Source organism: Actinokineospora guangxiensis, assembly GCF_042657845.1.
Classification (GTDB): Bacteria; Actinomycetota; Actinomycetes; order Mycobacteriales; family Pseudonocardiaceae; genus Actinokineospora; species Actinokineospora guangxiensis.
This window is the reverse complement of sequence record NZ_JBHSKF010000001.1, coordinates 749,822-769,072: the sequence shown is the minus strand read 5'-3', so window position 1 is coordinate 769,072 and position 19,251 is coordinate 749,822. Positions and strand designations below refer to the sequence as shown.

19 protein-coding genes and 1 pseudogene are annotated in these 19,251 nt (G+C 72.2%); 7 read left to right on the top strand and 13 right to left on the bottom strand.

The annotated features are described in order from the left end of the window. Nucleotides 1-244: 244 nt before the first annotated feature. The gene (locus tag ACFPM7_RS03700) at nt 245-688 is read left to right on the top strand and encodes an NUDIX domain-containing protein (protein WP_378243704.1); all 444 of its coding nucleotides are present in this window, start codon (nt 245-247) and stop codon (nt 686-688) included. Here ACFPM7_RS03700 and ACFPM7_RS03695 read toward each other — a convergent pair. From ACFPM7_RS03695 to guaB, 6 genes and pseudogenes are all read right to left on the bottom strand, one after another. Beyond that, nucleotides 661-2,352 (bottom strand): annotated as a pseudogene (locus ACFPM7_RS03695) (FAD-dependent monooxygenase); the annotation flags it as partial. The gene ACFPM7_RS03700 and the pseudogene ACFPM7_RS03695 overlap by 28 nt on opposite strands. A gap of 13 nt (nt 2,353-2,365) precedes the next feature. Then, nucleotides 2,366-3,331, bottom strand: coding sequence for an MBL fold metallo-hydrolase (locus ACFPM7_RS03690; protein ID WP_378243702.1), 966 nt, complete (start codon nt 3,329-3,331; stop codon nt 2,366-2,368). Nucleotides 3,332-3,430: 99 nt separating this feature from the next. Continuing rightward, nucleotides 3,431-5,152: an FAD-dependent oxidoreductase gene (locus tag ACFPM7_RS03685; protein ID WP_378243700.1), complete on the bottom strand. Its 1,722-nt coding sequence runs from the start codon at nt 5,150-5,152 to the stop codon at nt 3,431-3,433. Between the two features lie 33 nt (nt 5,153-5,185). Then, nucleotides 5,186-5,401 carry a DUF397 domain-containing protein gene (locus ACFPM7_RS03680; RefSeq protein WP_378243861.1) on the bottom strand — a complete coding sequence of 72 codons (216 nt, stop codon included), beginning with the start codon at nt 5,399-5,401 and terminating at the stop codon, nt 5,186-5,188. 192 nt (nt 5,402-5,593) lie between these two features. Continuing rightward, nucleotides 5,594-6,736 (bottom strand): GuaB3 family IMP dehydrogenase-related protein, encoded by a 1,143-nt coding sequence (locus tag ACFPM7_RS03675; protein ID WP_378243698.1) that lies wholly within the window; start codon nt 6,734-6,736, stop codon nt 5,594-5,596. Nucleotides 6,737-6,777: 41 nt separating this feature from the next. After that, on the bottom strand, nt 6,778-8,289 hold the full coding sequence (gene guaB / locus ACFPM7_RS03670; RefSeq protein ID WP_378243696.1) for an IMP dehydrogenase: 1,512 nt from the start codon (nt 8,287-8,289) through the stop codon (nt 6,778-6,780). Nucleotides 8,290-8,497: 208 nt separating this feature from the next. On the opposite strand from guaB, the gene ACFPM7_RS03665 reads away from it, so the two are divergent. Then, nucleotides 8,498-8,866, top strand: coding sequence for a DUF5319 domain-containing protein (locus ACFPM7_RS03665; protein WP_378243859.1), 369 nt, complete (start codon nt 8,498-8,500; stop codon nt 8,864-8,866). 63 nt (nt 8,867-8,929) lie between these two features. Here ACFPM7_RS03665 and ACFPM7_RS03660 read toward each other — a convergent pair whose 3' ends face one another. From ACFPM7_RS03660 to ACFPM7_RS03645, 4 genes are all read right to left on the bottom strand, one after another. Next, complete coding sequence (locus tag ACFPM7_RS03660) at nt 8,930-9,856, bottom strand: anti-sigma-D factor RsdA (RefSeq protein WP_378243694.1); 927 nt, start codon at nt 9,854-9,856, stop codon at nt 8,930-8,932. 2 nt (nt 9,857-9,858) lie between these two features. Further along, the gene (locus ACFPM7_RS03655; RefSeq protein WP_378243692.1) at nt 9,859-10,431 is read right to left on the bottom strand and encodes a sigma-70 family RNA polymerase sigma factor; all 573 of its coding nucleotides are present in this window, start codon (nt 10,429-10,431) and stop codon (nt 9,859-9,861) included. A 324-nt stretch (nt 10,432-10,755) separates the two neighbouring features. Beyond that, nucleotides 10,756-11,352, bottom strand: a complete 597-nt coding sequence (locus tag ACFPM7_RS03650; RefSeq protein WP_018682728.1) for a response regulator transcription factor — start codon at nt 11,350-11,352, stop codon at nt 10,756-10,758. A 122-nt stretch (nt 11,353-11,474) separates the two neighbouring features. Next, the gene (locus tag ACFPM7_RS03645; RefSeq protein ID WP_378243690.1) at nt 11,475-12,296 is read right to left on the bottom strand and encodes a hypothetical protein; all 822 of its coding nucleotides are present in this window, start codon (nt 12,294-12,296) and stop codon (nt 11,475-11,477) included. A gap of 224 nt (nt 12,297-12,520) precedes the next feature. Here ACFPM7_RS03645 and ACFPM7_RS03640 point away from each other — a divergent pair, with 224 nt between their 5' ends. After that, nucleotides 12,521-13,075 carry a dihydrofolate reductase family protein gene (locus ACFPM7_RS03640; RefSeq protein ID WP_378243688.1) on the top strand — a complete coding sequence of 185 codons (555 nt, stop codon included), beginning with the start codon at nt 12,521-12,523 and terminating at the stop codon, nt 13,073-13,075. Here ACFPM7_RS03640 and ACFPM7_RS03635 read toward each other — a convergent pair whose 3' ends face one another. Next, the gene (locus ACFPM7_RS03635; RefSeq protein WP_378243686.1) at nt 13,076-14,011 is read right to left on the bottom strand and encodes a MerR family transcriptional regulator; all 936 of its coding nucleotides are present in this window, start codon (nt 14,009-14,011) and stop codon (nt 13,076-13,078) included. A 218-nt stretch (nt 14,012-14,229) separates the two neighbouring features. On the opposite strand from ACFPM7_RS03635, the gene ACFPM7_RS03630 reads away from it, so the two are divergent. Further along, nucleotides 14,230-14,529, top strand: a complete 300-nt coding sequence (locus ACFPM7_RS03630; protein ID WP_378243684.1) for a WhiB family transcriptional regulator — start codon at nt 14,230-14,232, stop codon at nt 14,527-14,529. A gap of 55 nt (nt 14,530-14,584) precedes the next feature. Here the strand turns inward: ACFPM7_RS03630 and groL are convergent, their stop codons facing one another. Further along, entirely contained in the window at nt 14,585-16,204 is a 1,620-nt protein-coding gene (gene groL / locus ACFPM7_RS03625; protein WP_378243682.1) for a chaperonin GroEL, read from the bottom strand. 80 nt (nt 16,205-16,284) lie between these two features. Further along, nucleotides 16,285-16,578: a co-chaperone GroES gene (gene groES / locus ACFPM7_RS03620; RefSeq protein ID WP_189209554.1), complete on the bottom strand. Its 294-nt coding sequence runs from the start codon at nt 16,576-16,578 to the stop codon at nt 16,285-16,287. Between the two features lie 194 nt (nt 16,579-16,772). Between groES and ACFPM7_RS03615 the strand changes: the two genes are divergently transcribed. From ACFPM7_RS03615 to ACFPM7_RS03605, 3 genes are read left to right on the top strand one after another with little or no spacing between them, the layout of a single operon-like run. After that, on the top strand, nt 16,773-17,801 hold the full coding sequence (locus tag ACFPM7_RS03615; protein ID WP_378243679.1) for a toll/interleukin-1 receptor domain-containing protein: 1,029 nt from the start codon (nt 16,773-16,775) through the stop codon (nt 17,799-17,801). Next, on the top strand, nt 17,798-18,298 hold the full coding sequence (locus ACFPM7_RS03610; protein WP_378243857.1) for a GNAT family N-acetyltransferase: 501 nt from the start codon (nt 17,798-17,800) through the stop codon (nt 18,296-18,298). The genes ACFPM7_RS03615 and ACFPM7_RS03610 overlap by 4 nt, the downstream gene beginning before the upstream one ends. A 56-nt stretch (nt 18,299-18,354) precedes the next feature. Next, a complete protein-coding gene (locus tag ACFPM7_RS03605) occupies nt 18,355-19,242 on the top strand; it encodes a patatin-like phospholipase family protein (protein ID WP_378243677.1) in 888 nt (295 codons plus the stop codon). Nucleotides 19,243-19,251 lie beyond the last annotated feature (9 nt).

The window sequence follows — 19,251 nt, the reverse complement described above, 5'->3', positions numbered from 1 at the left end:
CGCGCCTGCCACGTGCAGAAACGCCCGCCTGGTAAGCCCCACGCCGCACCTCCCCGGCGATCTCACCACCGCGGGGGCGTCGCGGCCACCCGCGGCTGTTGCCAGTTCTTCAGTCTTTTGACCGCTGCCGAGGTCGCGCCCGGGATACCCCGTCGGGCCCGTGAGCGGGACCACTTGCTGAGCGCGGGCACCGGTTCCACCGAATTGGCGGAATGCCTGGTTGTGGTCGCCTATCGTGCGGCCCATGATCACCCCAGCCCGCCCGCTGACCGCCGCGGGCGCCCTCTTCACCGACGGCGACGGCCGCGTCCTGCTGGTGGAGCCGACCTACAAGCCGGAGTGGGAGATCCCCGGCGGGGTGGTGGAGGGCAGCGAGACCCCGGCCGAGGGGTGCGCCCGGGAGGTGCGGGAGGAACTGGGCCTGGAGATCGTCCCCGGCAGACTCCTGGTGGTCGACTGGGCCCCGTGGCAGTCCGACGCCCGAGTCCTGTTCGTCTTCGACGGCGGAACCCTGCCCCCGACGACCTCCTTCCGCCTCCAGCCCGAGGAGATCCGCTCGGCTCGCTTCGCCGCTCCGGCCGAAGTCACCCACCGCTGCCTGCCACGCCTGTCCCGGCGCGTCCATGCGGCACTGGCGGCGTGGGAGCGTGGCGAGACCCGCTATCTGGAGAACGGCACAGCGGTCTGAGCCGACCACCCACACGCGCGAGCGAGAGCGTCGTCCACCCCCTCCCCTGTGGGCAGCACGGCGGCGAGGTACCCGTCCGGCCGCACGACCGCGGCACCGTCATCTCCGAGCCCGAGAACGGCGGCGGCCTCCGCGCTGATCCGGAGCGCGAGGACTGGCGGTGGTCTGGTTGCGGCGGTGGGGGTGGAGGCGCTCGGGGGTGGGGTGGCGGGAGAGGGGGGTGGACCGGCGGGCGGCGAGCCGGGTGACTGTGCTGCGGCGGGCGGGGCGTCGGCGGCTGCCGACGAGGCGGCGGAAGGTGGTGGGTGGGGTGAGGCGTGCAGGAGGGTGAGGGTTGGGGGGAGGGACTGGCGGAGGTGGTGGCCGGTGGTGAGGGGGAGGTCGGGGCAGAGGACGCCGGGGAGGGGTGGGCGGGGGGTGTTGGGGGTGGTGGGGAAGGTGGCCTGGGCCGAAGGCGGGGCGGGGGTGGTCAGGGGGGAGGTCAGGTACCAGTGGGGTTCGGACAGGCGGCCGGAGTTGATGGCGGATCGGGCGGTGGGGTTGGTGGGGGCCTGGGTGAGGCTGGTGGTGCGGTGGGTGTGGTCTTCGGGGGTGGTGGGGGCCAGGAAGCGCATGGTTTCGGTGGTGACGCGGAGGTTTTCGGCTGCGGCGGCGGAGCGTTCGGTGTCGTAGGTGGTCAGCAGGGTGGGGGAGCCCCAGGAGTGGCGGATGGCGGCGATCTTCCAGGCGGCGTTCTCGGCGTCGGCTATGCCGGAGTTCATGCCTCGGGCGCCGAAGGGGCTCATGATGTGGGCGGCGTCGCCTGCCAGGAGCACTCGGCCGACGGTCATGGCGGGGACGCGGCGTTGGTGGAAGCGGTAGCAGGAGGCCCAGAGGATCTCGTAGTCGGTGCTGCCGACGATGGCCCGGATTCGGGTGTCGATGGCGCCGGACGCGCGGTCGGCGGAGAGGTCGAAGTCGGCTGGGACCTGCCAGTCGATGCGCCACACCGAGTTCGGCTGCGGGTGGATCAGGACCTGGCGGCCGGGGTTCCACTGTGGATCGAAGTGGAAGTGGCGTTCCGGGGTGGGGTGGCCGAGGTCGGCGCGGATGTCGGTGATGAGGAACTTGTCCGGGTAGGACGTGCCGTCGAAGGGGAGGCCGAGCAGGGGGCGCACCGTGGAGTGCGCTCCGTCGGCGGCGACGCAGTGGGTGCCGTGGAAGGTGTCGCCGGTGGCGGTGGTCAGGGTGACGCCTGCGTCGTCTTGGGCCAGTCCGACTACTCGCTGGCCGGTCCGAAGCTCGACCAGCGGGGACGCGCGGACGAGGTTGTCGAGGATGCGCTCGACCACGTCCTGCGGAGTGTTGACGAAAGGGGGGAACTGGCCCGGCTCCGGGCGCGGTAGTTCCTGGTGGGCGACTTGGCGGTGCTGGTGGAAGATCCGGCCGGAGTACCAGGTCACCCCGGCCCCGACCACCGACCAGCCTGCTCCGATCCGTTCCAGCACATCGAGCATGTCGCCCTGGACGCAGATCGATCTGCTGCCCGCGGGTGTCCGCTCGGGGGCCGCCTCCAGCACGACTGCCGGCACTCCGGCTCTGGCCAATCCCAGTGCGGCCACCATTCCCACCGGGCCCGCGCCTACTACCAGCACAGGCCTCATCGCCGCTCGCTCCTCACGGCGGGAAGGGGCGCGGTCATTGGGTGTCGGCTTTCAGGGTGGACCAGACTTCGCGGTCGCGGGTGGCTGTCCAGACGGTGGGCCAGTCCACTCCGGACAGTTCGTCCCAGAGGCGTTGGACGTTGAAGGGGAGGCAGTGCTCGAAGATGGGCCACGTGCCGTAGCGGTCGACCAGGGCCGCGTGTGCGGCCTGGAAGGCGGCGCGGACGGTGCCGCCTGAGTGGTGGATCGGGGTTACGGTGCGTTGGAGTTCGGTGAGGAAGTGGCGGGTTTGGGTGATGGCGGCGGGGACGTCGGGGCCGGTGACGACGGGGCCTCGGCCGCCGATGAGGGTGGTGGCGTTGAGGGAGGCGACGGTGTCCAGGGTGGTGGTGGACCAGTCGGCGTGGAAGGCGTCGCCGGTGTAGAGGGCGGCGGCGGATTCGACCAGGTCGCCTGCGAAGAGGATGCCGCGGGTAGGCAGCCAGGCGACGATGTCGCCCGCGGTGTGGCCCCGGCCGCAGTGGGCCAGGACCAGGTCGCCGCGGTTGCCGCCCAGGGGGATCACCATGCGGTCGGTGAAGGTGAGGGTGGGGCGGGTGAGGCCGGGGATGGATGACGGGTCCTCGAACAGCCTCGGCATGCGGGCCAGTTCGCTGGCCCAGTCGGCTTCGCCGCGCTCCTCGATGAGGTCGCGGGTCGCGGTGTGGGTGATGATCTCCGCTGCGTCGAAAGCGGCGGCCCCCAGGGTGCGCACGGCGTGGTAGTGGGTCAGCACGAGGTAGCGCACGGGTTTGCCGGTGCGCTCGCGCAGGTGGGCAAGCCAGCGGCGGGCCGCGACCGGGGTGGCTCTGGCCTCGACGCAGACCAGGAAGTCCTCGCCCTCGATGGCGCCGACGTTCGGGTCGCCCTCCGCGGTCAGGGCGTACACGCCGCCGCCGAGGTCGGCGAAGGTCTCGGTCTTGCGTTCGAGGTCGCCGCTGGAGGCGAAGGAGTCGGTCATAAGGCCACCGTGCCGGCCGGGTCGGCCGGGCGGCCAGGCGAAGTTTCGCGCCTGTGGACAACTGTGGAGAGCGCGGGGAGGACGCCCGGGGCGATGGACTCAGCGCCGGACCGGCTGGCCGTTCACCTCGACCAGGCGCAGCGCGGCCGGGGCGGCGGCGGGCACGGCGGGGGCGGTCGGGGCGACCGGTGACACGCGCTCGTAGGCCGCTCCGGGTTCGGGGCGCGGGTCGGCTTCGCCCTTGTTGGGCCAGAGGGAGAAGGCGCGTTCGGCTTGGGCGGTGATGGTCAGCGACGGGTTCACGCCCAGGTTCGCCGAGATCGCCGAGCCGTCGACCACCGAGATGCCCGGGTAGCCGTGCACCCGGTGGTAGGGATCGATGACGCCGGACTCCCGCGACTCGCCGATCGGGCAGCCGCCGAGGAAGTGCGCGGTCATCGGGATGTTGAACACCTCGCCCCACGTGCCGCCCGCCGTGCCGCCGATGTGCTTGGCCGTCAGCTCGTTGGCCAGCTGCCCGGCCGGGATGTACGACGGGTTCGGCACGCCGTGGCCCTGGCGCGAGGTGTACTTGCGCCGCCCGAACAGGCCCTTCTTCAGGTACGTCGTGATGGAGTTGTCCAAGCACTGCATGACAAGCAGGATCACCGTCCGCTCGCTCCACCGGTAGCCCTGCAGCAGCGCGAGCGTCTTGAGGGGGTGGCGCAGCATGTACAGCAGCGCTTGCAGGATGCGCGGCACCTTGGACCCGCCGTCGGTGGCGATGGTCTGCAGCAGGCTCATCGCGTTGCTGCCCTTGCCGTAGCGCACGGGTTCGATGTGGGTGTTCTCGTCGGGGTGGATGGACGAGGTGATCGCCACGCCCGAGGAGTAGTCGTTCTCCCGGTCCACCTTCGACCGCGCCGCACCGATGATCGACTCGGAGTTCGTCCTGGTCAGCTCGCCGAGACGGGGCGAGAGGGCGGGCAGTGCGCCGCTGTCGCGCATGCGGTGCAGCAGGTTCTGGGTGCCCCAGGTCCCGGCCGCGAGCACCACCTGACCGGCGGTGATCCGGCGTCCGCGCCGCTTGCGGCCGGTCTCGTGGGCCAGGACCTCGTAGCCGCCGCCGACCGGGCGGACGTCGGTCACCGTGGTCAGCGGCAGGACCGTGGCCCCGTTCTTCTCGGCGAGGTAGAGGTAGTTCTTGACCAGCGTGTTCTTGGCCCCCACCCGGCAGCCGGTCATGCACGAGCCGCACTCGGTGCAGCCGGTCCGCGCGGGCCCCGCACCGCCGAAGTACGGGTCGTCGACGGCCTCGCCGGGCTTGTCGAACAGCACGCCGACGGGTGTCGGGTGGTAGCTCTCGGAGATCCCCATGTCGGCGGCGACCTTGCGCATGACCTCATCCGACGGCGTCGTCGTCGGGTTGGTGACCACGCCGAGCATGCGCGAGGCCTGGTCGTAGTGCGGGGCCAGCTCCGACTCCCAGTCGGTGATGCCAGACCACTGCTTGTCGGCGTAGAAGCCCTTCAGGGGCTTGTAGAGGGTGTTCGCGTAGACCAGCGACCCGCCGCCGACGCCGGCGCCCGCCAGCACGACGACGTCCTTGAGCAGGTGGATGCGCTGGATGCCGAAGCAGCCCAGCTTGGGCGCCCACAGGTACTTCTTCAGCTCCCAGGAGGTCTTGGCGAACTCGTCGTCGGCGAAGCGCCTGCCCGCCTCGACCACCGCGACCCGATAGCCCTTCTCGGTCAGCCGCAGCGCCGCCACGCTGCCGCCGAACCCCGAGCCGATCACGACGACGTCGTAGTCCAGCTTGTTACCGGTGAGTTCGGGAGCCATGCGCCTGAGGTTAAGGCGCGAGACAGGACGTGGCTAGAGCCGAGCGGACATTTTCCCGTAACTTTGGGTAACACTGCTGCTGACCAGGGCGTTCAGCGCCGAAGCGGGAACGATGAGCATCGGGCCCTCGGCGTTCTTGGAGTCCCGGACACCCGCGTGCGCGCCGGAATGCGCACGCTCGACACAGTTGCCGTTGTTGCCGCTGCCACGGCTGGACTTGCCCCACTCTGCTCGGAGAAATCGGGGCAGGTGGTCATCTCGACCGAGGCCGACGCGATGGCCGTCTGCTCCGTCGGGACCTCGATGGGTTGGTCGGGATCGTCCATCCCGACCACTCCGCCATCTACCTGACGCCCGAGCAGTCCTACGAGTTCGCCGACGCGCTGCGCAGCGCCACGGCGCAGGTCGAGCGGGACAACCGAGCCGCCAAGGAAACCCGGGTCAGGCCCGAACTGTCAGCCCGACCTTCTGGAACTCCTTGACGTCGCTGTAGCCCGTCTTCGCCATCGCCCGGCGCAGGGCGCCGAAGAGGTTCACCAGGCCGTCGGGGTCCGTCGCCGGGCCGAACAGCAGGGTGCGCAGGTCGACCTCGACGTCGTCGGTCACCGGCAGGACGCGGCTGCGCGGCAGCGACGGGTGCGCCGCCGAGGCCGTCCAGTACAGGCCCTGGCCGGGCGCTTCACCCGCCACCGCGAGCGGCGCGCCGAGCATGACCGCGTCGGCGCCGCAGGCGATGGACTTGGCGATGTCGCCGCTGGTGTGCACACCGCCGTCGGCGATGACGTGCACGTAGCGGCCACCCGTCTCGTCCAGGTAGTCGCGGCGGGCGGCGGCCGCGTCGACGATCGCGGTGGCCATCGGCACGCCGATGCCCAGGGCCGCGTCCGTCGTCGTCACGCCCGCGCAGTAGCCGTAGCCGACGATCACGCCCGCCGCGCCGGTGCGCATCAGGTGCATCGCCGTGCGGTAGTCGTGCACGCCGCCTGCGATGACCGGGATGTCCAGGTTGGCGATGAACTGCTTGAGGTTCAGCGGTTCGTCGTCGGCCTCGCGGGCCACGTGCTCGGCGGAGATGATCGTGCCCTGCACGACCAGCACCTCCACTCCGGCGGCCAGCAGGTCCGGGGTCAGCTCGGCGGCGTGCTGCGGGCTGACCCGCACCGCCACCGTCACGCCGGAGTCCCGGATCTGCTTGATCGCCTCGGTGAGCAGGTCGACGCGGACCGGCTCGGCGTGCGCCTCCTGCAGCAGCCGCACCAGCTCGGTCGGCTCAGCGCCGTCCTCCAGCGCCGTGACCAGGCGAAACAGCACCTCTTCCGGGTCGGAGTGGCGTGCCCACAGGCCCTCGGCGTTGAGCACGCCCAGACCGCCCAGCTCCCCGACCGCCACCGCCGTGCGCGGGGAGACGACCGCGTCGCTGGGGTGGGTGATCAGCGGGATGTCGAAGCGGTAGGCATCGATCTGCCAGGCCGTGGAGACGTCCTTGGACGAGCGCGTGCGCCGCGAGGGGACGATTTCGATGTCGTCCAGCCCGAACGCGCGCCGAGCCGTCCGGCCCATGCCGATGTCGACGAGATCCCGCACCTCAGTTGTCCCTTCGCCCAGGCCAGCCTGACCAGCGCAACCTAGCGGGTCGTGTAGTTCGGCGCTTCGACGGTCATGGTGATGTCGTGCGGGTGGCTCTCCTTGAGCCCGGCCGAGGTGATGCGCATCAGCTGGGCGTTCTGCAGCTCGGCGACCGTGCGCGAGCCGGTGAAGCCCATGCCGGCGCGCAGACCGCCGATCAGCTGGAAGACCACCTGCGAGAGCGGGCCGCGGTAGGGCACGCGGCCCTCGATGCCCTCGGGCACCAGCTTGTCGTCGGCGAGGACGTCGTCCTGGGCGTAGCGGTCGCGGGCGAAGGACTTGGCCTCCCCGCGCGAGCGCATCGCGCCCAGCGAGCCCATGCCCCGGTAGCCCTTGAACTGCTTGCCGCTGACCAGGATGACCTCGCCCGGCGCCTCCTCGGTGCCCGCCAGCAGGCTGCCCAGCATGACCGTGCTCGCGCCCGCGGCGATGGCCTTGGCGATGTCGCCGGAGTACTGGATGCCGCCGTCGCCGATGACCGGCACGTCCGCGGCCAGGCACGCCTGCGCGGCCTCGTAGATCGCGGTGATCTGCGGGACGCCGACCCCGGCGACCACGCGCGTGGTGCAGATCGAGCCCGGGCCCACACCGACCTTCACGCCGTCGGCGCCCGCGTCGATCATGGCCTGCGCGCCCGCGCGGGTGGCGACGTTGCCGCCGACGACGTCGACGGACTCGCCCACCTCACGCTTGAGCTTGGCGACGATGTCGAGCACGTCGCGCGCGTGGCCGTGCGCGGTGTCCACGACCAGCACGTCGACGCCCGCGTCGACCAAGGCCATCGCCCGCTCCCAGCCCTGGTCGCCGACGCCGATGCCCGCGCCGCAGATCAGCCTGCCGTCGGGGTCCTTGGTGGCGTTGGGGAACTGCTCGGTCTTGACGAAGTCCTTGACGGTGATCAGCCCGCGCAGCCTGCCGTCGCCGTCGACCAGCGGCAGCTTCTCCACCTTGTGGCGGCGCAGCAGGCCCAGCGCGGCCTCGGCCGAGACGCCCACCTGGGCGGTGATCAGCGGGCCCTGGGTCATCACCTCGCTGACCGGGCGCTGGTGGTCGACCTCGAAGCGCATGTCGCGGTTGGTGATGATGCCGACGAGCTTGCCGTCGGCGTCGGTCACCGGCAGGCCGGAGATGCGGTAGCGCGCGCACATCTCGTCCACGTCGGCGAGCGTGTGCTCCGGGGAGCAGGTCACCGGGTCGGTGACCATGCCCGCCTCGGAGCGCTTGACCGTCTCGGCCTGGCGGGCCTGCTCCTCGATGGACAGGTTGCGCTGGAGGATGCCGATGCCGCCCTGCCTGGCCATCGCGATGGCCATGCGCGCCTCGGTCACCGTGTCCATCGCCGCCGACGCCAGCGGGATGCGCAGCGTCACGTTGCGGGAGAACCGGGTCGAGGTGTCGACAGTGCTCGGGATCACATCCGACTGGGCGGGCTGCAGCAGCACGTCGTCGAAGGTCAGCCCGATGGCGGCGAACTTGAGCGGTACTCCGTCAGCGGTGAGCTCGCTGGTCATGACGGTTGGGCGACCTTCCTGCGGGGGTGGTGCGGCGGGTGGCAGGGGACCGCGATGCCTCGCCGGCGGCACGGTTGCCCCATCGTATCTGGGACCAACCGGGGGGAGCCGGGTAGCGTGCGTGGTCGTGGCGCATGACGCAGTTCCCCCGAACCCGTTCGACGACGGCCCGTGGGACCGCCCCGCGGGGCGCGAACACGGCGGCGCCCTGCCGCCGGACCCGTTCGCGGGGGACCCGGACGACCCGGCCCGCGCACTGGACGAGCCCGACGCCGACCCCGACGACATGTCGGCCGCCGAGCGCGCCGAGCTGCTCGGCGACCTCGCCGACCTGGCCGTGTACCAGGCGCTGCTGGAGCCGCGCGGCGTGCGCGGCATCGTCGTCGACTGCGGCGACTGCCAGGAGCCGCACTACCACGACTGGGCGCTGCTGGCCGCGAGCCTGGAGCAGCTGCTGCACGACGGCCGGATGCGCCCGCACGAGCCCGCCTACGACCCGGACCCGTCGTCCTACGTCAGCTGGGAGTACTGCCGCGGCTACGCCGACGGCGTCACCGCGAGCGAGAACGCCCACTAGCCGCCACGGAAAGCACAAGGCCGCTGTCCCGGGGGGACAGCGGCCTTGTCGTTGGTCGGTGGGTTACGGGCTTTCCGTGCCGCCTGCGGTGGTGGAGTCGGACTCCGACGTGCCGCTGCCCGGCTCGTCCACCCTCGGGGTCTCCGTCACCGACGACGAGGTGGTCGGCGGGTCGGTGGTGGTGGGCGGGCTGCTCGGCGAGGTCGTCGTCGGCTCGGTCGTCGGCTCGCTGGTCGTCGGCAGCGTCGGGTCGCTGGTGGTGTCGACCGGAGGTGTGGTCGGGACCACGGTCGTCGGGTCGGCCACCGGCGGCGGCTGCACGCCGTCGGCCGGGATGCCGGGCAGGCGCGAGGCGAGGTCGCGGTGGCGGGCCACCAGGTCGTCGCGGCCGTCGCCCATGGCGACGGCGGGCAGCTCCTGCTCGGCCTCCATCAGCACGGTGCGCGCCTGGGCGAGGTTGCCCTCGGCGAGTGCCGCGTCGGCTGCGGCCAGGTCCTCGCGGACGTTGGCCGCGGCCTCCACGGAACGCGCGTGGTCGGTGTAGAGGACCTTCGTCAGGCCCCAGAGGGTGTCGCCGGGCTGGGCGTCGCGGGCGGCGAGGCCCGCGCCGGTGAAGGCGATGGCGAGCACGGCGGCCGCGGCCGCGAACGGCACCAGCAGCCGGGGGCGGCGCTGGCGGCGGGTGCCCGCGGTGATGACGGTGTCGGAGGCCAGGCGGGTGTCGACCAGCACGCCGATCGGCTCGGCGTCGATCTCATCGCGCCAGGAGGTCAGCAGCGCGGCCAGCTCGGCGTCGGCCGGGTGCTCGGTGAGCGGGTCGAACGCCGGCGCGGAGGGCTCCCCGCGCAGCGAGGCGCCGAGCGCGTCGAGGAAGGCGTCGTCGGCGTGCACCTTGGCGAAGTCGATCAGCTCGCCGTCGCCGTCCATGTCGTCCAGGACGTTCAGGTCGTCAAAGGGATCACGGCCGTCGTCCCTGCCTCTGTCGGACACCGTCAGACCACCTCCTCCGTGGACAACGTCTTGCGCAACCTTGCCAATGCCCTGTGCTGTGCCACGCGCACGGCCCCAGGGGTCGACCCGACCGCTTCCGCGGTCTCCTCGGCGGAGAGCCCCACGACGACGCGCAGGGTAACGATCTCACGCTGCTTCTCGGGGAGGATCTTCAGGAGGTCGTCCATGCGCCTGCTGAGTTCGCTCTGCAGCGCGAGCTGCTCGGGACCGGCGCCGACCTCGGCCTCGTCGGGCACTTCCGCGACGGGCTCGGAGCGGTTGCGCGCGGAGGCCCGGTGGGCGTCGGCGACCTTGTGCGCCGCGATCCCGTAGACGAAGGCAAGAAACGGGCGCCCCTGGTCGCGGTACCCCGGCAATGCCGTCAACACCGCGAGACACACCTCCTGGGCCACGTCGTCCGCCGAGGCGAACGACCGTTCCTGCCTGCCCACGCGGGCTCGGCAGTAGCGCACTACCAGGGGGCGAACGGAGCCGAGCACGTGTTCCACCGCGCGAGGATCGCCCTCGACGGCGGCACCGACCCAGGTGTCCAGTCCGTCCCCCGTTGTGGTCATCGCAGAATGCAGCCCTGGCGTTACGAAGGTGGCCAACTCGAAGACACCCCACGTGCGTGTCGATCGACCGTCGTCCTGTTGTCCGACCGGTTGCTCGATCGCTGGTCGATGCCCACCGTACCGTTCTTTCGAGTGATGCCTAGGGGCTGTACGGAGTGCGGACGGCTCGACACACGCCGTAGGCGTGACTGGCGACACAGGCTAGCGCCCTTCTTGCTGTCCGCAAGTTTCGGGTGGACTGTTCCACCCCGTGGCGCACGACGAGCCGTGCGTGCCCGCTCCCACCCGGGCACCCACGGCTCGTCGCCGACGCTGAGGTCTCTCCTAGGAGACCAGGCCGCGCCGGAACCCGTGTGCCACCGCTTGCGCGCGGTCGCGGACGCCGAGCTTGCGGAACAACCGCCGCGCGTGCGTCTTCACAGTGTCTTCGGACAGGTACAGCTCGCGGCCGATCTGTCCGTTGCTCTTGCCCTGGCTCATGCCCCGCAGCACCTGCAGCTCCCGGTCGGTGAGCTGCACACCGGGGTCGCTGGGCTGGCGCGGCGCGGGCACCGAGGTGCTGGCGAGCGTGTGCGCCAGCGCGGCGACCAGTTCCGGCCTGCTCGCGTCCCACCGCAGGTAACCGCGGGCGCCGCCCGCGATCGCCGCGGCGATGCTGCCCGCGTCGTCGGGCGCGCCGAAGACGATGACATTCGCCTGCGGGTTCGCCGAGACGAGCCGTCGCGTCGCTTCCACCCCAGTCGGCACGGCGCGCTGGGTCCCAACCAGAACGACGTCAACCGGCTGACGGGAGAAACGGGCGAGCAACTCGTCACCGTGAGCTACGCAATCGATGCGACTGACCCCTGGTACCGCGGACATGACGCGGGTCAAGCCCTCCCGGACACTGCGGCGGTCGTCGCAGATCAAGACCGTCGTCACGGGGACTCCTTCCTGCAGCCGAGTGACGTTCCACTTCCCCTATCGGACGCTGCGCACCGAACCTTGACCCGATCCGGTGGTAAATCTGTCAACAAACGCGCCGATCGGCGGTCGCCCGGAGTTCACCTGTTCGGAGCAGACGCGAACAACCAGGTAGGAACCCAGGGAGATCGCCGGGCCACCCGGCGCGCGATCGGGTCAGAGTGTCGTAACACACAGTGCAACGCCTCCCTCGCTTGTTCCTTGCGTTCTGTTTGTCCGAGTTCGGCGAGAACCAGCGCGGCGGGCCAGACGAGCGGCGCGAGCCGATGGCCGATCGCATCCCGCAAGTTGCCGTCGAGCAGCGCGAGGGCCTCGTCCCGCTCCCCCGCCGCCGCGAGCGCGACGCCGAGGACGATCCCCGACTTCACCCGGTGCCGCACCGACGGGAATCCGACCGCCACCGCCTCCCGCGCCGGGGCGACGGCGGCCGCGGCGTCCCCGGCCGCCAGCGCCAGCTCCGCCCGCAGCCACCCCCGCCGCACCCGGGACCGCTCCCCCGCCTGCCCGGTGTCGCGCTCGACCAGCCTGCGCGCCTCCCCGACCCGGCCCGCGCCGATCGCGTCGGCGGCCAAGCCGAGCAGCGCGTCCGAGCGGGCCTCACCGGTCCCGGCCTTGGCCAGACCCACCGCGTCCCACCGCCGCGCCTCGGCGTGCCCGCCGAGCTGGCGCAGGTGCGCGGCCCGAGTGGCGGCGGCGAGCGCGGCCAGCTCCCGGTCCGGGCCGCTGACCAGCGGCAGCAGGTGCGCGGCCGCGGCAGCGTAGTGACCCCGGCCGCCCAGGGCCACCCCGGCCAGCCAGGCCTGCCGACCTCCGGTCACGCGGCCGGGGAGGGGGGCTGCGGGGGTCGCGCCGAAGGCGGCTGAGCGCAGCTGTTCAGCAACTGAGGAAGTGTCTCCACCCATCTGGCCGAGTCTGCCGTCCCGGCCCGACAGCGCGAAGCCCCGAGCGAACCCGACATTCCCGCCACAGCGGCTCGGATCGTCCGCGCTCAGCGGGGCCGTGCGGGTCCTGGGCATGCGGCTCACCTCCGGTGTCTCCGTGCATCGGCGGCGACTGCCGAGTGTTACCGGGCAGGACCGTTCGGGTCAGGCGTGCGCGGTGGTGATTCACCCGAGAAGATGCGGGGGTGCGCACCTTCAAGCTCCAGGTCCAGGTCACCGCCGACGGCTTCATGGGAGGGCCGTCCGGCGAGATGGACTGGATGACGCTGTCCTGGTCCGACGACCTCAACGCCTACATCGAAGCCCTCACCTCCGGGGTCGACACGATCGTCCTCGGGCGCGGGCTCGCCGAGGGGTTCATCCCGGCCTGGGAGTCGCGGCCCGCGCACGAGGACGACGCCAGCGTCGACTTCATGATCAACACGCCCAAGGTCGTCGTGTCGCGGACGCTGGCGGAGTCGCCGTGGGAGAACGCGGTCGTGGTCGCCGATCCGGCGGCGGCGGTGGCCGAGCTCAAGGCCCGGCCGGGGGGCGACCTCATCGCCTACGGGGGCAGTTCCCTCGTGCGGAGCCTGATCGCCGGCGGCCTGCTGGACGAGTTGCACCTGGTGGTGAACCCGGTGTCCATCGGCCGGGGCCTGCCCGTCTTCCCCGAGGACGGCTACCAGCGGCTCGCGCTGACCGGCGCGACCCGGTTCGACTGCGGCATGGCGGTGCTCAAGTACGAGCGCCCCGAGTGATCAGGTGATGAACGACTCGATGCGCGCCACCGCGCAGGTGAGGTCGTCGAGGTATTCCACTCGGGCGGGCAGGTCGACGTCGTGCCAGCCAGGGCCGCAGGCGAACAGGTGCACGCGCTGGCGGGTGCGGGGCAGGTGCACCAGCGCGCCCGGGTCGGCGTGGGCCGGGAGGTGGGCGTAGAGGGCGACCGCGGCCGGGGCGGTGCGGCGGACCGCGGCGACCAGCGCGGGCAGGGGGATGGCGCAGCCGAGCATGCGGGTGCCCAGGCCGCGCCGGGCCAGGGCCGCGCGCAGCACGTACAGCGGCAGGCTGTGCGTCTCCTCGGGGGTGCAGCCCAGCAGCACCGGGCGCGGGTTGCGCGGCGTGGTGACCAGCGGGGTCGCCCGGACCATGGCGGCCATCGCGCACTCGGTGACCAGGTGCTCGACCTCGACGCAGTCCCCGGCGTACAGGGCGCGCCCGCCGATGGCGGCCAGCACCGGGCGGATCACGTCGTCCCAGACCGCGGGGACGCCGTCGGCGTCGATGGCCTCGGCGAGCATGCGCTGGACCGAGACCTCGTCCATCGCCATGGCCGCCCGGCCGAGGCCGCGGGCCGGGCGGGCCGCGCCGGGCATGACCAGCCGGGCGCCGTCGCCGCCGCGCGCGGGCGTCCGGGTCGACCGGGTGGACCGGGTCGACTCTGCGGCGGCGCGCAGCGCGTACCCGGCGGCCTCGGCGGGCGAGGCCCCCTTGAGCAGGGCGCGCTGCATCAGTTCGAGGCGGTGGACGTCGGCCGGGGCGTAGCGGCGGTGGCGGCCCGTGGTGTGCCCGGTCGGCCCGACGCCGTAGCGGCGGTCCCACGTGCGCAGCGTCGCCGGGGCGATGCCCAGCCTGCGCGCCACCGCCGCCACGGTGAGCGGTGGCTCACCCACCGCCTCGGATTCGGTTACCACCCGTCCATCGTCGGGTGACACGGCGTGGGCGGCAACCGGGCGATCACGCCTCCGACGACCACGCTGCGTCGTCTGGGTGATGCCGAACGGCTGAATCGGCTAACCAAAGAGTCGATCACCCTTGAACAAGTTTTGGCGCGGTCCTAGCGTGTAATCCACTGCACCAAATGGAGTATTGACTCCAAGCCGAACGTCCTACCTACGTGGAGGCGGCCACCATGGCGGACACTCGCAGGCTTCCGGGTCCCAACGCTGATGTCTGGGACTGGCAGCTCGACGGATCATGCCGAGGGATGGACAGCGCGTTCTTCTTCCACCCCGACGGCGAGCGCGGCCCAGCCCGCGCGCGCCGTGAAGCGAAAGCCAAATCAATCTGCCAGGCCTGCCCGGTCCTGGCGCTGTGCCGCAAGCACGCGCTGGCCGTGCACGAGCCGTACGGCATCTGGGGAGGGCTCTCGGAGTCCGAGCGGGAATCGATCATCAAGGCCGAGAAACGCTCGCTCGCCGTGGCCACCTGAGACGAACCGAGGGCCTGTCCACACCGGACAGGCCCTCGGTCGTTCGCGCTGGCGGTCAGTGACCGTGACCGTGCCCGTGGCCGTGACCGGCGGCGGGCTCCTCTTCCTTCTTCTCCACGACGGCGCTCTCCGTGGTGAGCACCATGCGGGCGATGGAAGCGGCGTTGGCGACCGCGGAGCGGGTCACCTTCACCGGGTCGATGACGCCGTCGGCGAGCAGGTCGCCGTACTCCAGCTTGGCCGCGTTGAAGCCCTGGCCCCAGGGCAGCTCGCGCACGTTGTTGACGACGACCGCGCCCTCCTGGCCGCCGTTGATGGCGATCCAGGCCAGCGGCGCGGACAGCGCCTCGCGCACGATGGCCACACCGGTCGCCTCGTCGCCGGTGAAGCCGAGGTCACCCTCCAGCTCCTTGGCGACCTGCACGAGGGCGGCGCCGCCGCCGGGCACGATGCCCTCCTCGACCGCGGCCTTGGTGGCCGCGACCGCGTCCTCGATGCGGTGCTTGCGCTCGGACAGCTCGGTCTCGGTGGCCGCGCCGACCTTGATCACGGCGATGCCGCCGGAGAGCTTGGCCAGCCGCTCCTGCAGCTTCTCGCGGTCCCAGTCGGAGTCCGACGCCTCGATCTCCTTGCGGATCTGCTCGGCCCGGCCCGCGGTCGCGTCCTTGCCGCCGCCGCCATCGATGATCACGGTGTCGTCCTTGGTGACCACCACGCGGCGGGCGGTGCCCAGCACGTCGAGGCCGGACTCGGACAGCTTGACGCCGATCTCGGCCGAGACGACCTGCGCGCCGGTGACGGCGGCCAGGTCGTCCAGGAAAGCCTTGCGGCGGTCGCCGAAGTACGGCGCCTTGACCGCGACGGCCTTGATCGTCTTGCGCAGGGCGTTGACCGTCAGAGTGGACAGCGCCTCGCCGTCGACGTCCTCGGCGATGATCAGCACGGGCTTGCCGGACTGCGCGATCTTCTCCAGGATCGGCAGCAGGTCGGCCAGCGCGGAGATCTTCTCCCGGTGCAGCAGGACGTAGGTGTCCTCCAGCACGGCCTCCTGGGCCTCCGGGTCGGTGACGAAGTGCGCCGAGACGAAGCCCTTGTCGAACTGCACGCCTTCGGTGACGACCAGCTCGGTGGCCAGCGTGGAGGACTCCTCCACGGTGATCACGCCGTCCTCGCCGACCTTCTCGATGGCCTCGCCGAGCAGGGCGCCGATCGAGGCGTCGCGGGAGGCGACGGTGCCGACCTGGGCGATGTTGTCGCGGCCCTTGACCGGGGTGGCCTTGGCCTTGAGCGCCTCGACCACGGCGTCGGCGGCGGCCTGGATGCCGCGGCCGAGCGAGGTCGGGTTGGCGCCTGCGACCACGTTGCGCAGGCCCACGCGCACGAGCGCCTGGGCGAGCACGGTGGCCGTGGTGGTTCCGTCACCGGCGACATCGTTGGTCTTGGTCGCCACGTTCTTGGCGAGCTGGGCGCCCAGGTTCTCGAATGGGTCTTCCAGGTCGATCTCGCGCGCGATGGTCACACCGTCGTTGGTGACGGTCGGGCCGCCGAACTTCTTGGCAAGGACCACGTGCCGGCCGCGCGGGCCGAGGGTGACCTTGACCGCGTCGGCCAGCTTGTTGACACCGCGTTCGAGGGCCCGACGAGCGTCCTCGTCGAAAGAAATCTGCTTGGGCATGTTTCCCTCTTCGCAAAAGCCGAAGCGCCCCGGACCCCCGGTGTGACGCGGGAGCCCCGGGGCGCTCAGTCGGCTGGGTCCTAGTTGATGACGGCCAGCACGTCGCGCGCGGAGAGGATCAGGTACTCCTCGCCGTTGTACTTGACCTCGGTGCCGCCGTACTTGGAGTAGATGACGACATCGCCGACCTGGACGTCGACCGGCACGCGGTTGCCCTTGTCGTCGATGCGGCCCGGACCAACGGCCAGGACCTTGCCCTCCTGGGGCTTCTCCTTGGCGGTGTCCGGAATCACCAGACCGGAAGCCGTCGTGGCCTCGGCCTCGCTCGCCTGGACAACGATCTTGTCCTCGAGCGGCTTGATGTTGACGCTCACCGCTGTGACCTCCACGGGTCGTCTGAAAGCGATTGGCAGGTATCCGACGGCTCCTGCCACCCCGCCGTCGCGGGTGTCGGGGCAGTTGGATGCCGTGCACTGGCACTCTACCCATGCGACTGCTAACCCTGCAACGAGGCCCCCGGGGTTTCCGGTTTTCCCACCGCGGCCGCCCGTGGTCGATGCTGTCCTGTGTGACCCACGACATGCCCATCCCGGTCTTCCTCAGCTACGCGCAGATCGACGACGACGGCCTCGGCTTCGTGGACGCCTTCCGCAAGGACCTGCGCTACTACTGCGCCGCCGACCACAACCGCGCGGTCGAGGTCTTCTACGACCGAGCATCCCTCGGCTGGGGCGACGGCTGGCGGGAGAGCATCAGCGCCGCCGTCGACGGCGCGCTGGTGTTCCTGCCGCTGGTCACGCTCACCTACTTCGACCGGCCGTGGTGCCGCGACGAGCTGCTGCAGTTCTACAGCTCCGCGCACAACCGCGACGTGGACGACCTGCTGCTGCCGGTGGTGGTGCTCGGGCACAGCCACATCACCCCCGACAGCCAGGACGCCGCGGTGCGGGTGATCGCCGAGCGCCAGCAGTTCGACTTCCGCGAGGCCGCGATCGCCGGGCCGGGCACGGCGGTGTGGCGGGCCACCATGATGCGGCTGGCGGGCGAGCTGGTCGCCACCGTCGACAAAGCCGAGCCCCGGCTGGCCCCGGCACCGGTGCGCGACCGCGAGGCGGCGGGCCGGATGGTGCGGGGGGCAGGCGGCAAGCTGATCGAGGCGACGGTCGCGCTGACCGACACCCTGGCGACGTTCGTCCCCGAGTTGGAGGGCGCCGCGGCCGCCGCGCACGGCGGGGACCCGCGCGCGATCGCGGGCCGCCTCGCCCCGGGCGGGCGGGCCCTGGAGCACCGCGGGCTGGCCCTGCAGGACGCGGCCGTCGAACTCGACGGGCACCTGCGCGCGTTCGTGGGCATGACGATGGCGACCGGCACGCCCGCCGAGCGAGACCGCCTGCGCGCGGAACTCGCCCAGCTGGGGTCGGGCACGCCCGAGCTGGACGGGATGGCCGAGATGTGCGCGCGCTCCCTTGGCCTGCTGCGCCCGCTGGAACTGGGCAACGTCGCGCTGCGCCAGGCGCTGGCCCCCCTCCGCATCGGGTTCCGCGCGGTCGGCACGGCGGTGGGCATCATGAGGGCGTGGACGGAACTGGGGCGCTGATCAGGCCCGCCGAGGAGGCGGACTTCGCGCGGCTGCGGGAGATCGAGGTGCTGGCGGGGGCGGCCTTCGCCGAGGTGGGGATGCCGGACATCGCCGGGCACGAGCCGCCGTCGGCGCGGGTGCTCGGGCACTTCGCGCGCGCGGGCCGGGCGTGGGTGCACCTGGCCGACGGTCGGGTCGGGGCGTACCTGCTGGCCACGGTGGTCGACGGGTGCGCGCACGTCGAGCAGGTCAGCGTCGATCCCGCGCTGCGCGGGCGGGGGCTCGGGCGGGCGCTGATCGATCACCTGGCGGGCTGGGCGCGGGAGCGGGGCATGCCCGCCCTCACCCTGACCACCTTCCGCGACGTGCCGTGGAACGCGCCGTACTACCGGCGCATCGGCTTCGCCGAGGTGCCCGCGGCGGGCGGGCTGGCCGCGCTGGTCGCCGAGGAGGCCGGGCACGGCCTCGACCCGGCCGCCCGGGTCTGCATGCGGCGCGGGGTCGCACCGTCCTGACGCGGTGAGCGGGTGCGCACGCGGCGCCGCGGTGAGCCGGCGTTACCGTCGCGGGCGTGCACGCCGTTCGGGATCTGCTCATCGCCCGCCGCTCGGGGGTCCGCGACGACCTCCGGCTCGCCCTCGCCGTCGAGGGCGGGGCGAGCAGAGGCGCCTACTCCGGCGGGATGGTCGCCGCGCTCGCCGAGCTGGGCTTCGGGCACTGCTTCGACGCCGTCTACGGCGCCTCCGCCGGGGCGCTGAACGGCGCGTGGTTGCTGGCCGGGCAGGCCCCGACCGGGGTGCTGGGCTGGTCGGACCCGCTGGTCATGCGCCGGGTGACGAACCCGTGGCGGGCGCTCACCGGCGGGCCGGTCGTGGACACCGAGCACCTGGTCGAGCGGATCTACCCGGCGATCCCGATGGACTTCGCCGCCGTGCTGGCCAACCCGACCACCTTCCACCCGCTGGCCACCGACGCCGAGACCGGCGCCGCGGTCGACCTCGCCCCGACGATCACCGACGCGGTCTCGCTGCGCGCCGCCCTGCGCGCCTCGACGGCCCTGCCGATGCTGGCGGGGCGCCCGGTGCGCATCGGCGGACGCGCCTACATCGACGCCGGGATCGCCGAGTCCGTCCCGTTCCGCACCGCCGTCGCCCAGGGCGCGACCCACGTGCTGGTGCTGCGCACCCGCGCCGACGCGCCCGTCCCGCTGCCGTCGCGGGCGGAGACGTCGCTGGTCACCCGGTACCTGCGGCGCTCGGCTCCAGGCGCGGTGGCCGCCTGGACGGCCCGCCACGAGCGGGTCACCGCCGACGAGGCGCACCTGGCCGAGCACACCTCGATCCTGCAGATCCGCCCGCCCGTCGACGCCCCCGAGGTGTCCCGGCTGACGCGCGACCCGTTCGTGCTGCGCCGGGCCGTGCGCCTCGGCAGACACGCGGTCACCGCCGCCCTCGGCTGACGCGCCACG